Source organism: Microbacterium sp. F2E, from assembly GCF_020905435.1.
Classification (GTDB): domain Bacteria; phylum Actinomycetota; class Actinomycetes; order Actinomycetales; family Microbacteriaceae; genus Microbacterium; species Microbacterium lacticum.
Map to the genome: position 1 here is coordinate 1 of NZ_JAJJIB010000026.1, position 13,939 is coordinate 13,939.

Below are 13,939 nucleotides of genomic sequence, written 5' to 3' on the forward strand. Positions count from 1 at the left end.
TCGAACAGCTCGCCCTCGCCTACCCCGACCGCATCGAACCCCACCTGTAATCAAACCGACACCAAGCCGCTTACACAAAAGTCTTGACACGCCCATCGGGCTCTTGCATCAGATGAGCGAGCAAGAGCCCGCCGTGAACCAGCCGACGAACGATCCATCCGATTCCTCGACGCCGAGAACGACCTCGTCGGACAGTTGACAGCGGCCGTTGGGTCGCAGCGTCGCGCACTCGAGATCGCCGGCGTCGCGAGGTCGACATGGCACTACCGGACGCGTCCTCGGGAGCGCGTCGCGGATCCCGTCCCGCAGAAGGAGCGGGCATACCCGTCACGCATCAGCGAGACCGACCGCGCCGTCATCGCCGGCAGGATCACGGCGGGCTGGGCCGAAGGGCACGCGGTCGATCACTCGTTCGCGTCCGCGTGGGATGACGGGGTGATGCTCGCCTCACGCCGCTCGTGGTGGCGCATCGCGGCCGAGATCGAGGATCAGTCCGCCCGCCCCGTCGCCCCAACCCGGCGCAGCAACAGCGACCGGCCACCACGAGAAGCGCCTGTGCTGGAAGCGACCGGTCCGGGACAGGTCTGGAGCTGGGACATCACCGACCTGCGCACCCCGTGGCGCGGCGTCGCGTTCAAGGCGTACTCGATCATCGATATCTTCTCCCGCAAGCTCGTCGGCTGCCGCGTCGAGGAACGCGAAGTCGACGACCTCGCCGTCGAGATGTTCGAGGACGCGTTCGGTCGGCATGGGATACCCGACGCCGTCCACGCTGACTCCGGCCCTGCGATGCGCTCCGGAGCGCTCAAGGACTTCCTCAGTGAGCTCGGCGTCACGCAGACACACAACCGGCCCCGGGTGAGCAACGACAACCCGTTCTCCGAATCGGAGTTCCGGACAATGAAGTACCGGCCGAACTATCCCGGCACCTTCGCGACGATCGAACAGGCGCGCGCCTACGTCGAGTGGTACGTCCCCTGGTACAACCAGAACCACAAGCACTCCGGCATCGCCCTGTTCAGCCCGAACGAGGTCCACGACGGCACCTGGCACCACGCCTGGAACCGACGCGACGCGACCCAGCAGGCGTACTACGACAAGCATCCCGAGCGATTCCGTCGACCGCCCCACACGCCCGCACCCGCCGACATCGTCGGCATCAACCTCCCCAAGCCGACCGACGATGCCAAAGCCGAGCCCGAGCGACTCCACGCAGCTTGACACAGCCCGGGTGCCCGCAAAGTGGCGCGAGTGAACCGCAGAAGTGGCGCGAGTGAACCGCAGGGGGCGCGACTGAGCCGCCTCGTCACTCGACGCGGACGAGCAGCTCCCCGACCTCGCAATCCAGCGCCCGGCAGACCGCCGACAGCGTGGAATAGCGGATCGCCCGCGCCCGATCGTTCTTGAGCACCGACAGGTTCACGACCGAGACCCCGACGAGCTCCGACAACCGCGCGAGCGTCATGCCCCGCTCGGCGAGCAGCTCATCGAGACGGCAGTGGATGCCGGTGATCTCGTCGTCGTCGGCGGGACTCACACGAGCCCCTCGGTGTCACGTTGCAAACGTGACCCGTGGCGGACGAGGGCGGCCAGCGCCGCGAAGGCGAACCCGGCGGCGAGCGGCCAGAAGGGCAGGGTGACCTCGAACCCCGCCTGCGGCCACCAGGCCTGCAGCACGTCTTCGACCCCCGGCACGTCGGGATACTGTGCGCTCTCCCAGCGCAGCAGCTCGCCCGCCGCGATCGTGCCGGCGAGGTCGCCGAGGACCTGGGCCGCCACGCCTCCCAGCGTCACGACGGCGGCCGTGATGGCGGCGCCGCGCGCCAGCAAGGGCGTGAACGGATGCCCGGCGCGCAACCGGAACGCCGCGACCGCCACGAGCCACGCGATGGTCCCCGGGACAATGCACCAGAGGGCCTGGCTCGTCGCCCACAGCACCCGTGCCCCCGTCGACAGATTCAGCAGGGTCACGTCGGCGCTGACGAATCCGCCTTGTTCGCGCGTCGCGGTCGTCCCCTCGAGCACGGTGCCTGCCGGCAGTTGCGGCCAGAACGTCTGCACCGGGATCGTCATCGTGACGGCGGGCGCGAGGAGCGTCGTGAGCACGACGTAGAGTGCGGCGGCGCCGCAGGCGACCGCCCAGATCGCGGCGATCCACCCCGCGGCGCGCACGGTCGCCCCACCCCGATCTTCCGATCTGGAGCCGCTCGCGGCGGCATCCACATCGGCCGACGCACGCCGTGGGCTGCCCGCGCGCGCCAGCACGACGACCAGAGCGATGAGCGCCGCGATCGCCAGGGCGGTCATGGCCAGCATGAGAATGTCCATCAGACGAGCCCTTCCGTGTCGCGCTGCAGGCGCATGCCCGCCGCGATGACGTACGAGAGCGCGAGCATCCCGAAGCCCGCCACAACGGGCACGACGTCGAACGTGAAGCCCATCACCAGGACGCCGTCGAGCCGGCCCGCGAGGTCGTCCGCCGCCTGCATCTGCCCGAGCCCGCGGACACCCTGTGTCAGCAGGCTCCCGAATGCGAGCGAGCACGCCGCCAGGAGGATCGCCGGGCGCACGATGCGGTGGAACGGCTTGCCGCGCAGGAGCCGCTCGATCACCAGCCCGCTGCCGATCAACACGCCGGCGATCGTGAGCGCCTGCAGGACGTCGGCGGATGCCAGCGTCCACACCGCGCCGGTCGAGAGCGCATCGGTGTGCACGGTCACCGTGTCGGCGACGGCGGAGGAGACGCCCGCGCCGTGCGCGATCGGGCTGTCGGCGAGGAGGGTCACGGGGTAGCGCTCCGGCGCGATCACGCGGAACGCGGCCTGGATGAGTCCGCTCGCCGCCCACCACGCGCCGAAGAAGAACGTCGCCAGGTAGACGACGAAGGCGAGGGTGCGATCCCAGCGCGACATCAGCGGACGTGCGTGCACGATGCTCTCCATATCGAAAATCGTTGTTATCGAAGAACGATATGGCTGTGAGGGACGGGTGTCAAGTGGATCTCGGTACGCCGGCGCGGGGCGCCGGCTACTCGATCACCGAGTGGGTCGAGGCGCGGGGCGCCGGCTACTCGATCGCCGAAGGGGCAGCGGGAGAGGGGGGACGGGGTATGCCGACGGCGAACACGGGCATACCGGCATCCATCCGTGGTTATCGTCATTCGTAAGCGCACCGCCACGACCGTGCGCTGGAGGAGCCTGAGATGTTCGAGAGATTCACGGACCGTGCCCGTCGTGTGGTCGTCCTCGCCCAAGAAGAGGCGAAGATGCTCAACCACAACTACATCGGCACCGAGCACATCCTGCTCGGTCTCATCCACGAGGGCGAGGGCGTCGCCGCCAAGGCGCTCGAGAGCCTGGGCATCTCGCTCGACGCCGTGCGCGAGCAGGTTCAGGACATCATCGGCCAGGGGCAGCAGCAGCCGACCGGCCACATCCCCTTCACGCCGCGCGCGAAGAAGGTGCTCGAGCTGTCGTTGCGTGAAGCGCTGCAGCTGGGCCACAACTACATCGGCACCGAGCACATCCTGCTCGGCCTCATCCGCGAGGGCGAGGGCGTCGCCGCGCAGGTGCTCGTCAAGCTCGGCGCCGACCTCAACAAGGTGCGCCAGCAGGTCATCCAGCTGCTCTCGGGCTACCAGGGCAAGGAGCCCGCGGGCGTCGCGACCGGCGCCGGCGAGCAGAACCAGCAGTCCGCGCAGGGCGGCTCGGCGGTGCTCGACCAGTTCGGCCGCAACCTCACCCAGGCCGCGCGCGACAACAAGCTCGACCCCGTGATCGGGCGCGAGAAGGAGATCGAGCGCGTGATGCAGATCCTGTCGCGCCGCTCGAAGAACAACCCCGTCCTCATCGGCGAGCCCGGCGTCGGCAAGACCGCCGTCGTCGAGGGCCTCGCGCAGGCGATCGTGAAGAACGACGTCCCCGAGACGCTGAAGGACAAGCAGGTCTACTCGCTCGACCTCGGCTCGCTGATCGCCGGTTCCCGCTACCGCGGTGACTTCGAGGAGCGCCTGAAGAAGGTCACCAAGGAGATCCGCACGCGCGGCGACATCATCGTCTTCATCGACGAGATCCACACCCTCGTGGGTGCGGGCGCCGCCGAAGGCGCCATCGACGCGGCATCCATTCTGAAGCCCCTCCTCGCCCGCGGCGAGCTCCAGACGATCGGTGCCACGACCCTCGACGAGTACCGCAAGCACTTCGAGAAGGATGCCGCGCTCGAGCGCCGGTTCCAGCCGATCCAGGTGGCCGAGCCGAGCCTGCCCCACGCGATCAACATCCTGAAGGGCCTGCGCGACCGCTACGAGGCGCATCACAAGGTGCAGATCACCGACGGCGCGATCGTCGCGGCGGCGAATCTCGCCGACCGCTACATCAGCGACCGCTTCCTCCCCGACAAGGCCATCGACCTGATCGACGAGGCCGGCGCCCGCCTGCGCCTGTCGATCCTGTCGTCGCCGCCGGAGCTCCGCGAATTCGACGAGAAGATCGCCAACGTCCGCGAGGACAAGGAGACGGCCTCCGAGGAGCAGGACTTCGAGAAGGCCGCGTCGCTGCGCGACGAGGAGAAGTCGCTGCTCGCCGAGCGGCTGCGCCTCGAGAAGCAGTGGCGCTCGGGCGACGTCGCCAGCCACGCGGTGGTCGACGAGGGTCTGATCGCCGAGGTGCTCGCGCAGGCCACCGGCATCCCCGTCTTCAAGCTCACCGAGGAGGAGACCAGCCGTCTCGTCTTCATGGAGAAGGCGTTGCACCAACGCGTCATCGGGCAGGAGGAGGCCATCGCGGCGCTCTCCCGCACGATCCGCCGCCAGCGCGCGGGTCTGAAAGACCCGAAGCGCCCCTCGGGCTCGTTCATCTTCGCCGGCCCCACGGGCGTGGGAAAGACCGAGCTGGCCAAGGCGCTCGCCGAGTTCCTCTTCGACGACGAGGGCGCGCTGATCTCGCTCGACATGAGCGAGTTCGGTGAGAAGCACACGGTCTCGCGCCTGTTCGGGGCCCCTCCCGGATTCGTCGGGTTCGAGGAGGGCGGCCAGCTCACCGAGAAGGTGCGGCGCAAGCCGTTCTCGGTCGTGCTCTTCGACGAGATCGAGAAGGCGCACCCCGACATCTTCAACTCGCTGCTGCAGATCCTCGAAGAGGGCCGCCTGACCGACGGTCAGGGCCGCGTCATCGACTTCAAGAACACGGTCATCATCATGACGACCAACCTCGGATCGTCGGCGATCGCCGGCGGCCCCGTCGGGTTCCAGGTCGAGGGCAACGCGCAGACGACGTACGAGCGGATGAAGGGCAAGGTCGACGAAGAGCTCAAGCGGCATTTCAAGCCCGAGTTCCTCAACCGTGTCGACGACGTGATCGTCTTCCCGCAGCTGAACAAGGAAGAGCTCCGGCAGATCGTCGGCCTGTTCACCAAGCGTCTCAGCGAGCGTCTGCTCGACCGTGACATGACGGTGGAGCTGACGGATGCCGCGAAGGACAAGCTCATCGAGATCGGCTTCGACCCGACGCTCGGCGCACGGCCCCTGCGCCGCGCGATGCAGCGTGAGGTCGAGGATCAGCTCTCGGAGCGGATCCTGCACGGCGAGCTGAACCCTGGCGACCACGTGAAGGTCGACGTCGAAGACGGCAAGTTCGCCTTCGAGCACGGCCCGCGCGGCGAGAAGGTCGCGGTCGGTGTCGGTGCGGCGACGCCCGCGATCGAGGCGACGCCCGACATCGTCGCCGGCTCGTAGCTCGCACACGCTGAGGGGGCCGGATGCCACAGGCATCCGGCCCCCTTTCGCGTGCGCAGACGCGGGCTTACGACACGAACCCGCGGATCAGGGCGGCCGACGCGTCGGCGTGCTCCCGCATCGCGGCAGCGGCCTCGTCGGGCCGACCGGTGAGGATCGCCTGCACGATGTGGGCGTGCTGCTCTTGCGAGTGCTCGATCGTGCGGGTGAGGAGCGGAAAGGCGTCGAGCCACGCGGTGATGCGGGCGCGGTTCTCGGCGATGAGCGGCACGAGTGAGGGGATGCCTGCGGCGTGCGCGATCGTCAGGTGCAGCAGCGAGTCGAGCCGTCGGTAGTCGTCGAGGTCGGCGCCGGTCATCGCTTCGAAGCGGGCCCACAGCTCTTCGCGCTCGGCGGCGGTCAGCTCGCGCGACGCCGCCGCGCGCGCAGCGCCCGCCTCGAGTACCTGCCGCATGGCGAGCACGTCGTCGAGCTCGGACAGGTCGGCGGGGGAGGGTCGGGGCGGTAGCGGCAGCGGATCGGCGACGAACGTTCCGCCGCTCCGGCCCCGCCGCCGCACGAGAAAGCCCGTGTCGGCGAGCTCGCGGATCGCCTCGCGCACCGTGTCGCGACTGACCTCGTAGAGCTCGGCGAGCATCCGCTCGGCGGGCAACGCCTCGCCGGGGGCGACGACGCCGAGCCTGATCGTCTGGGCGATGCGCGCGACGGTATCTTCGAGCGCGTTGCTGCGCCGCACGGGTCGGTACAGCGCCCGCCCGACCGTGTCGCCGACGGGCGCCTCAGCGGGCAAGCCAGCGGGCAGCCCGGCCGGCAGGGCGACAGGAAGCCCGACGGATGCCTCGGCCCCGGCGGGCGCGCCGACGGGCGCTCCCTGCGCCGCAGCATCCATCGTCATGCGCCCATTCTCCCTCGCGACCTGCGCCGCCTCGCCAACCGCGCCGCCGCGGCGGCTCAGAGCGGCGTGACGTAGGCGTTCGTGATGCCGCCGTCGACCACGAAGGCCGTCGCGGTGATGAACGACGCGTCGTCCGAGGCGAGGAACGCGACCGCCGCCGCCATCTCTTCGGGCTCGGCGAACCGGCCCACGGGCACGTGCACGAGGCGCCGCTGCGCGCGCTCGGGGTCTTTCGCGAACAGCTCTTGCAGGAGCGGCGTGTTCACGGGCCCCGGGCAGAGCGCGTTCACGCGGATGCCCTGGCGCGCGAACTGCACCCCCAGCTCGCGCGTCATCGCCAGCACGCCGCCCTTCGAGGCCGTGTACGAGATCTGCGACGTCGCCGACCCGAGTAGCGCCACGAACGACGCCGTGTTGATGATCGACCCGCGGCCGGCGGGCACCATGTGCCGCAGCGCCGCGCGCGAGCAGAGGTACACGCTCTTGAGGTTCACGTCTTGCACGCGATCCCACGCGGGCAGTTCGGTCGTCTCGATCGAGTCATCGTCGGCGGGCGAGATGCCGGCGTTGTTGAACGCGATGTCGACCGCGCCGAGCTCGGCGGCGACCCCGTCGAAGAGGGCGTTGACGGATGCCTCGTCGGCCACGTCGACCGTGCGGAAGACGCCCCCCACCTCGTCGGCGGCGCGCTGGCCGGTCGCCGCGTCGAGGTCGGCGATCACGACGCGGGCGCCTTCGGCGGCGAGGCGGTGGGCGGTGGCGAGGCCGATGCCCGACGCGCCGCCGGTGATGATCGCGACGCGATCGCGCAGGCGCTGGGTGAGGTCGACGGTCATGACGGGTTCCTTCCGGTGGAGCAGGGGGTGAAGCACGCGGTGAAGCAAGCGGTGGCGCACAGAGTCGGGCGGGCGGATGGGCCGGTCACGAGGCATCCGTCGCGTAGAAGACGTTCTTGGTCTCGGTGAAGTGCTCGGCCGCGTCGGGGCCGAGCTCGCGGCCGAGGCCCGAGGCCTTCATGCCGCCGAACGGCGCCCAATACCGCACCGACGAGTGCGAGTTGACCGAGAGCACGCCGCTGCGCACGCCGCGCGAGACCCGCACGGCGCGGCCGAGGTTCTCGGTCCAGATCGAGCCAGCCAGGCCGTAGATCGTGTCGTTGGCGAGACGGATCGCGTCGGCCTCGTCGTCGAAGGGGAGCACGGCGACGATCGGCCCGAACACCTCGTCTTGCGCGATGCGGTCGCCGGGCGCGGCGAGCACGACGGCGGGCGCGAACCAGAACCCGTCGCCGGCCTCGGCGCCGGTGGGCGCGCTGCCGCGGAAGGCGACGTTCGCGCCGTCGAGAAAGCTCGCGACACCGTCGCGGTGACCGGCCGAGATGAGCGGTCCCATGTCGACGTCGTCGCGGGTCGGGTCGCCGACGCGCCAGGCGGCGACGGCGGGCTCGAGCAGTTCGAGGAACCGCTCGTACACCGACCGCTGCACGAGCAGGCGGCTGCGGGCGCAGCAGTCCTGCCCGGCGTTGTCGAACACCGCGCCGGGCGCGGCGGCGGCAGCGCGCTCGAGGTCGGCGTCGTCGAACACGATGTTCGCGCTCTTGCCGCCGAGTTCGAGGGTGACCGGCTTCAGCAGGCGCGCGCACCCGGCGGCGACCTCGGTGCCCACTTCGGTCGACCCGGTGAAGACGACCTTTCGCACGTCGGGGTGGCTGACGAAGCGCTGACCGACGACCGAGCCCGAGCCGACGATCACCTGGAACAGCCCCTCGGGCAGACCCGCCTCGAGGGCCAGCTCGCCGAGCCGGATCGCGGTGAGCGGGGTGAGCTCGGCGGGTTTCAGCACGACGGCGTTCCCGGCGGCGAGCGCGGGCGCGAACCCCCACGAGGCGATCGTCATGGGAAAGTTCCACGGCACGATGATCCCGACCACGCCGTACGGCTCGTGAAAAGTCACGTCGATGCCGCCCGGCACCGGGATCTGCGCGCCGAGCAGACGCTCGGGGGCGCCCGCGTAGTAATTCAGCACCTGGCCGACGTGCGCCGCCTCCCACCGGGCCGAGCCGATCGGATGCCCCGAGTTCTGCACCTCGATGCGGGCGAGTTCTTCGACGTGCTCCTCGACGACGCGTGCGAACGCGCGCAGGGCGTCGGCGCGGGCGCCGGGAGGGAGCGCGGCCCAGCGGCGCTGCGCGACGACGGCGCGCGAGACCGCGGCATCCACCTCGGCCACGTCGGCGCGCTCGAGCGTCGCGATCGGCTGTGCGGTCGCGGGGTTCAGGACGGTGAGCGCGCTCATGCGAGGGCCTCCGCACGGTCAGAGGGGACACCGGCACCGGCGACGCCGCCCGCCCGGGAGGCGCGATACGCCCCCGCCGCGGCGACGAGCCCCTCGAACAGCCGCCGGTCGGAACTGTTCTCTTCGGGATGCCACTGCACCGCCACGAGGAAGTCGTCGCCCGGTGCCTCGAACGCCTGCACGAGGCCGTCGTCGGTCGTCGCCGAGACGACGACGCCCGCCCCGACGCGGTCGATGCCCTGGTGATGGTAGCTGTGCACGCCATAGTCGCCCGCGCCGATCAGCTCGGCCAAGCGCGACCCGGCCGCGACCTCGACGGTGTTCTCGGCGTACACGCCGCCGCCGATGCGGTAGCGGTCGGTGGGCGCCTCAGCGCCCTCGCCTCCGAGCGGGGCGGTGCCGAGCGCTTCGGGCAGGTGCTGGTGCAGCGTGCCGCCGAGGGCGACGTTGATCAGCTGCAGGCCGCGGCAGATGCCGAACACCGGCATGCCGCGGCGCTGCGCGCCGGCGAGCAGTGCGAGCTCCCACGCGTCGCGGTCGGGGCGCGCCGGGTCGGTCGTCGGGTGGCGCTCGGCGCCGTAGAGCTCGGGCTGCACGTCGAGGCCGCCCGTGAGGATCAGCCCGTCGAGCCCGTCGAGCACGACCTCCGCGGCGCGCTCGGGCTGTGCCTGCGGTGGCAGCAGCACGGCGGCGGCGCCCGACGAGGTCACCGCCTCGAAGTACTGCTGCGGCAGGAACGAGGCGCGCACGTCCCACACCCCCTGGCGCGCACGCTCGAGGTAGGTGGTGAGGCCCACCACGGGCAGGTCAGAGTCGTTCGAAGCCACGCACGCGCTCCCAATCGGTGACGGCGGCGTCGAAGGCCTCGACCTCGATGCGCGCCTGGTGGACGTAGTGGTCGATCACGTCGTCGCCGAAGGCGGCGCGGGCGATCGTCGAGCCGTCGAGCAGGTCGGCGGCGTCGCGGAGGGTGGTCGGCAGGGTGTCGACGCCGGTCGCATAGGCGTTTCCGGTGACCGGGTCGGGCAGTTCCAGCTCGTTCTCGATGCCGTAGAGGCCGCCCGCGATGATCGCCGAGATGCCGAGGTAGGGGTTGACGTCGCCGCCGGGCACCCGGTTCTCGACCCGCAGACCCGATCCGTGCCCGACGATGCGCAGCGCGCACGTGCGGTTGTCGACGCCCCATGCCACCCCGGTGGGGGCGAACGACCCCTTCGCGAACCGCTTGTAGGAGTTGATCGTCGGGGCGTAGAGCAGAGTGAATTCGCGCAGCGTCGCCAGGATGCCGGCGATCCAGTGCCCCATCAGCGGGCTGAACCCGTGGGCGTCGTCGCCCGCCATCACAGGCGTGCCGTCGGTGGCGCGCACCGACAGGTGGATGTGGCAGCTGTTCCCCTCGCGCTCGTTGTACTTCGCCATGAAGGTGAGCGATTTACCGTGCTGATCGGCGATCTCTTTCGCGCCGTTCTTGTAGATCGTGTGCTGGTCGGCGGTCTCGAGCACCTCCGCGTAGCGGAAGGCGATCTCCTGCTGACCGAAGTTGCACTCGCCCTTCACGCCCTCGCAATACAGGCCCGCGCCTTCCATCCCGTTGCGGATGTCGCGCAGCAGAGGCTCGAGGCGCGTCGTCGAGAGCAGGTTGTAGTCGACGTTGTAGTCGGTGGATGCCTGCAGTTCGCGATAGCCCTTGGCCCAGGCATCCCGATACGAATCGTCGAAGACGATGAACTCGAGCTCGGTGCCGCTGAAGGCCACGAGGCCGCGCTCGGCGAGGCGTTCGCGCTGGCGGCCCAGGATCGTGCGCGGCGCCTGCACGACGGCGTCGCCGTGCTCCCACACGAGGTCGCTCATGACGAGGGCCGAGCCCGGCAACCAGGGGATGCGGCGGAGCGTCGCGAGGTCGGGGCGGAGCACCATGTCGCCGTAGCCGGTCTCCCAGCTCGACATCGCGTAACCGTCAACGGTGTTGAGGTCGACGTCGACCGACAGCAGGTAGTTGCACGCCTCGGCGCCTTCGTGGGCGACGACGTCGCGCCACATGCGCCCCGACACCCGCTTGCCGGTGAGCCGCCCCTGCGCGTCGGCGAACGCGACGACGACCGTGTCGATCTCGCCGCTGTCGATCGCCGCGTTCAGCTCGGTCGTCGTCAGATTGCCTGGCATGGTGGTTCCTCCCGCGCAGTGTGGCCCGCCTCGTTGCGAGCCAACCTACCTTTACGCGGTTGTCGAGCACGAGCGCGTGATCGGTCTGTGCGGCAACTGTAACGAGGAAGTCACACAAAAAGGTAGACGCAACCTGCCATTGGGCGACACAATCGTGCGAAACGCGGTCACGACGACGTGAGCGCGCCGACCCACCCGTGGTCACCCGCAGTCACCGCAGTCACCCGACGTCACCGGAGGACGGATGTCAGAAACGACCAACACCCACAAGGTCGCCGGAGCCACGTACGTGCGCGCCGACGGCGACTACTTCGAGCGCCGTACCTTGCGCCGCTCCGCCGGCATCTGGGGGCTCTGGGGGCTCGCCGTCGCAGCCGTCATCTCGGGAGACTTCTCGGGGTGGAACTTCGGCATCGGCTTCGCCGGCTTCGGCGGCATGCTCATCGCCTTCGCGATCCTCGTGGTCATGTACTACGGCATGATCTTCTCGATCGGCGAGATGTCGGCCGCCATGCCGCACACCGGCGGCGCCTACTCGTTCGCCCGCACCGCCATGGGCCCGTGGGGAGGGCTCATCACGGGCGCGGCCGAGACGATCGAGTATGTCGCCACGACCGCGGTGATCGTGTACTTCTCGGCGGCGTACGTCAACGGCATCCTCGACCCGCTTCTCGGCATCACTCTGCCCGGCTGGGTGCTGTACATCATCTTGTACGCGGTCTTCATCGCGCTGAACTCGGCCGGTGCGCACATCTCGTTCCGGTTCGCGATCGTGGTGTCGATCATCTCGATCGCGATCATCGTCGTGTTCTCGGTGATGGCGCTCTTCTCGCCCGCGCTCGACTGGGCGTCGCTGTGGAACATCGAGCCCGACCCGGGCTGGAACGAGTTCCTGCCCCACGGCGTGCTGCCGATCTTGTTCGCGCTGCCGTTCGCGATGTGGTTCTTCCTCGGCATCGAAGAGCTGCCGCTCGCGGCCGAAGAGTCGCTCGACCCCGTGCGCGACATTCCCAAGGCCGGTTTCTGGGCGCGCGGCACCCTGATCGTGACGGGCCTGCTCGTGCTGTTCTTCAACACGGCCCTGCTGGGGGCCGAAGACACCGGCGCCGCCGACCAGGGCGAGCCGCTGCTCAATGGCTTCCGCGCGATGGTCGGCGACCAGGTGGCGGCACTGCTGGCCCTGTTCGCCCTCGTGGGTCTGCTCGCATCGCTGCAGGGCATCATGTTCGCCTACGGGCGCAACATGTACTCGCTCTCGCGCGCCGGCTACTACCCGCGCTGGCTGTCGCTCACCGGCAAGCGGCAGACGCCGTGGGTCGCGCTGCTCGTGGGTGCGATCATCGGGTTCGTCGCCCTCGTGGTGCTCGACGTGCTCGCCGAGCTCAACCAGGGTGCGGGCGCGCTCGCCGGGGCGATCGTGCTCAACATCGCCGTGTGGGGCGCGGTCGTCGCGTACTTCTTGCAGCTGGTGTCGTACATCATCTTGCGCAAGAAGCACCCGCACCTGAACCGCCCATACCGCAGCCCGTGGGGTGTGCCGGGCGCCGTGACCGCCGCGATCATCGCCGCGCTCATCTTCGTCGGCTTCCTGCTGAACCCGACTTACCTGCCGGCGATCGTGGCGATCGTGATCGTCTACGCGATCATTCTGATCGGCTTCGCGTTCCACTACCGCCACCGTCTCGTGCTCTCGCCCGAAGAAGAATACGCGATCACCGACGGCGTGCCGGTGATCAAAGACGAGAGCTGAGCGAACGGGGTGCGGGGCGAGCGGAGACGCCGCCCCGCACCCCGCTCGGCGATCAGGGGATGTGGTAGATCCACACCGTCGAGTCGGTGTGCTCGACGTTCAGCACGGTCTCGAGCTCGCGGTACTCACCGTCTTCGTTGTGGCTGATGAAGTACACCTTGGGGGCGCCGCCGGGCACGTACTCGACCTTCGAGACGGTCATGGTGTGGTCCATCTGGGTGTCGAGCTCGCCCCAGCTGAACAGGCCGATGTCGCCGACGCGCACCCGGTCGAGGTCGGCCTCGGTCGAGTAGCTGAGGCCGAGCGCGTCGAAGTACTCGCTCATCTGCACGGTGCCGATCCACGCCTCCGACGCCGTCCACATCTCCCCGTCGGAGTACCACGTGTCGTCGGGCTGCCAGCCGCGGGCGATCAGGCCCTGGCTCGCGTAGTTCGTGCAGTCCCCGCCGTACGGGTTGTAGTCGCCCCACTGCGCGCTGTTGTAGTCGAAGACGTACTGGTGCAGATAGCTCATCTGGGCGGCGACGTCGCCCCCGGTCGGCCGGGTGTTCGTGGCGGCGGATGCCTCGACGAGCGAGGCCCGGTACGCCTCCGCGTCGGCGCGCACCGCGTCGGCGGCCTGAGCGGTTGCGGCGAGCGCGGCGTCGGCCTCCGCGGCGGTGGTGGTGGCGCGCAGGACCTCAGATGTCTCGTACAGCGCGTCCTCGGTGGCGCGGGCCGCGTCGGAGTAGTCCGCGAGGGCCGTCATCGCCTCATCGCCTCATCGCCTCATCGGCCGCGGCGGCGACGTCGAAGGTCGGCGCGTCGGCCGCCTGCGCATCCGATGCGGCGAGCCTCTGTGCGGTCGGCGCCGGCGCCGCGCGGGCGCCCCGTGGATCCTCGTCGAGCGAGCCGATGAACCCGAACACGCCGACGGTCAGCGCCCCCACGATCACCGTGGACGCGCCTCCGCCCACGACCCGGCGACGCCGGGTGAGGCGTTGGCGCCGGGCGGCGCGGGAGGACGGAGCGGGGTGCCCCTATGTCTTCTGTCAAGCGGCGAGGACCGGTTCGGTGATGCGCGACTGGTAGAGGGTGCCGTCGCGGAGCATCGCGAACAGGACGT

Annotated in this window: 13 protein-coding genes; 3 read left to right on the forward strand and 10 right to left on the reverse strand. The window is 69.8% G+C overall.

The window, feature by feature from the left end; genetic code table 11:
• Nucleotides 1–195: 195 nt before the first annotated feature.
• Entirely contained in the window at nucleotides 196–1,221 is a 1,026-nt protein-coding gene (locus LOK55_RS13405) for a DDE-type integrase/transposase/recombinase (RefSeq protein ID WP_141920125.1), read from the forward strand.
• Nucleotides 1,222–1,306: 85 nt separating this feature from the next.
• Here the strand turns inward: LOK55_RS13405 and LOK55_RS13410 are convergent, their stop codons facing one another.
• From LOK55_RS13410 to LOK55_RS13420, 3 genes are read right to left on the reverse strand one after another with little or no spacing between them, the layout of a single operon-like run.
• Entirely contained in the window at nucleotides 1,307–1,537 is a 231-nt protein-coding gene (locus tag LOK55_RS13410; protein ID WP_229935764.1) for a helix-turn-helix transcriptional regulator, read from the reverse strand.
• The gene (locus LOK55_RS13415) at nucleotides 1,534–2,328 is read right to left on the reverse strand and encodes a hypothetical protein (protein ID WP_229935765.1); all 795 of its coding nucleotides are present in this window, start codon (nucleotides 2,326–2,328) and stop codon (nucleotides 1,534–1,536) included. The genes LOK55_RS13410 and LOK55_RS13415 overlap by 4 nt, the downstream gene beginning before the upstream one ends.
• Nucleotides 2,328–2,942 (reverse strand): hypothetical protein, encoded by a 615-nt coding sequence (locus tag LOK55_RS13420; RefSeq protein WP_229935766.1) that lies wholly within the window; start codon nucleotides 2,940–2,942, stop codon nucleotides 2,328–2,330. Before LOK55_RS13420 ends, LOK55_RS13415 begins: the two co-directional genes overlap by 1 nt.
• Before the next feature lie 260 nt (nucleotides 2,943–3,202).
• Between LOK55_RS13420 and LOK55_RS13425 the strand changes: the two genes are divergently transcribed.
• Nucleotides 3,203–5,731 carry an ATP-dependent Clp protease ATP-binding subunit gene (locus LOK55_RS13425; protein ID WP_229935767.1) on the forward strand — a complete coding sequence of 843 codons (2,529 nt, stop codon included), beginning with the start codon at nucleotides 3,203–3,205 and terminating at the stop codon, nucleotides 5,729–5,731.
• A 67-nt stretch (nucleotides 5,732–5,798) separates the two neighbouring features.
• Here the strand turns inward: LOK55_RS13425 and LOK55_RS13430 are convergent, their stop codons facing one another.
• The 5 genes from LOK55_RS13430 to LOK55_RS13450 form a co-directional block, all read right to left on the reverse strand.
• Nucleotides 5,799–6,626 (reverse strand): FadR/GntR family transcriptional regulator, encoded by an 828-nt coding sequence (locus tag LOK55_RS13430; RefSeq protein WP_229935768.1) that lies wholly within the window; start codon nucleotides 6,624–6,626, stop codon nucleotides 5,799–5,801.
• 56 nt (nucleotides 6,627–6,682) lie between these two features.
• The gene (locus LOK55_RS13435) at nucleotides 6,683–7,462 is read right to left on the reverse strand and encodes a 3-oxoacyl-ACP reductase (protein ID WP_229935769.1); all 780 of its coding nucleotides are present in this window, start codon (nucleotides 7,460–7,462) and stop codon (nucleotides 6,683–6,685) included.
• 85 nt (nucleotides 7,463–7,547) lie between these two features.
• Entirely contained in the window at nucleotides 7,548–8,921 is a 1,374-nt protein-coding gene (locus tag LOK55_RS13440; RefSeq protein ID WP_229935770.1) for an aldehyde dehydrogenase, read from the reverse strand.
• Entirely contained in the window at nucleotides 8,918–9,748 is an 831-nt protein-coding gene (locus tag LOK55_RS13445; RefSeq protein ID WP_229935771.1) for a gamma-glutamyl-gamma-aminobutyrate hydrolase family protein, read from the reverse strand. Before LOK55_RS13445 ends, LOK55_RS13440 begins: the two co-directional genes overlap by 4 nt.
• A complete protein-coding gene (locus LOK55_RS13450; RefSeq protein WP_196383795.1) occupies nucleotides 9,729–11,084 on the reverse strand; it encodes a glutamine synthetase family protein in 1,356 nt (451 codons plus the stop codon). Before LOK55_RS13450 ends, LOK55_RS13445 begins: the two co-directional genes overlap by 20 nt.
• A 244-nt stretch (nucleotides 11,085–11,328) precedes the next feature.
• Here LOK55_RS13450 and LOK55_RS13455 point away from each other — a divergent pair, with 244 nt between their 5' ends.
• Nucleotides 11,329–12,834, forward strand: coding sequence for an amino acid permease (locus tag LOK55_RS13455; RefSeq protein WP_229935772.1), 1,506 nt, complete (start codon nucleotides 11,329–11,331; stop codon nucleotides 12,832–12,834).
• 52 nt (nucleotides 12,835–12,886) lie between these two features.
• Here LOK55_RS13455 and LOK55_RS13460 read toward each other — a convergent pair whose 3' ends face one another.
• On the reverse strand, nucleotides 12,887–13,582 hold the full coding sequence (locus LOK55_RS13460; RefSeq protein WP_229935773.1) for an amidase domain-containing protein: 696 nt from the start codon (nucleotides 13,580–13,582) through the stop codon (nucleotides 12,887–12,889).
• 4 nt (nucleotides 13,583–13,586) lie between these two features.
• Nucleotides 13,587–13,763 (reverse strand): hypothetical protein, encoded by a 177-nt coding sequence (locus tag LOK55_RS13465; RefSeq protein ID WP_229935774.1) that lies wholly within the window; start codon nucleotides 13,761–13,763, stop codon nucleotides 13,587–13,589.
• Nucleotides 13,764–13,939: the final 176 nt, after the last annotated feature.

What these genes read in the sequence shown, in the direction of transcription:
- LOK55_RS13415 (WP_229935765.1), bottom strand. Translation starts at nt 2,328, where the DNA reads ATGGACATTCTCATGCTGGCCATGACCGCCCTGGCGATCGCGGCGCTC.
- LOK55_RS13455 (WP_229935772.1), top strand. Translation starts at nt 11,329, where the DNA reads ATGTCAGAAACGACCAACACCCACAAGGTCGCCGGAGCCACGTACGTG.
- LOK55_RS13435 (WP_229935769.1), bottom strand. Translation starts at nt 7,462, where the DNA reads ATGACCGTCGACCTCACCCAGCGCCTGCGCGATCGCGTCGCGATCATC.
- LOK55_RS13430 (WP_229935768.1), bottom strand. Translation starts at nt 6,626, where the DNA reads ATGACGATGGATGCTGCGGCGCAGGGAGCGCCCGTCGGCGCGCCCGCC.
- LOK55_RS13420 (WP_229935766.1), bottom strand. Translation starts at nt 2,942, where the DNA reads ATGGAGAGCATCGTGCACGCACGTCCGCTGATGTCGCGCTGGGATCGC.
- LOK55_RS13460 (WP_229935773.1), bottom strand. Translation starts at nt 13,582, where the DNA reads ATGACGGCCCTCGCGGACTACTCCGACGCGGCCCGCGCCACCGAGGAC.
- LOK55_RS13440 (WP_229935770.1), bottom strand. Translation starts at nt 8,921, where the DNA reads ATGAGCGCGCTCACCGTCCTGAACCCCGCGACCGCACAGCCGATCGCG.
- LOK55_RS13425 (WP_229935767.1), top strand. Translation starts at nt 3,203, where the DNA reads ATGTTCGAGAGATTCACGGACCGTGCCCGTCGTGTGGTCGTCCTCGCC.
- LOK55_RS13450 (WP_196383795.1), bottom strand. Translation starts at nt 11,084, where the DNA reads ATGCCAGGCAATCTGACGACGACCGAGCTGAACGCGGCGATCGACAGC.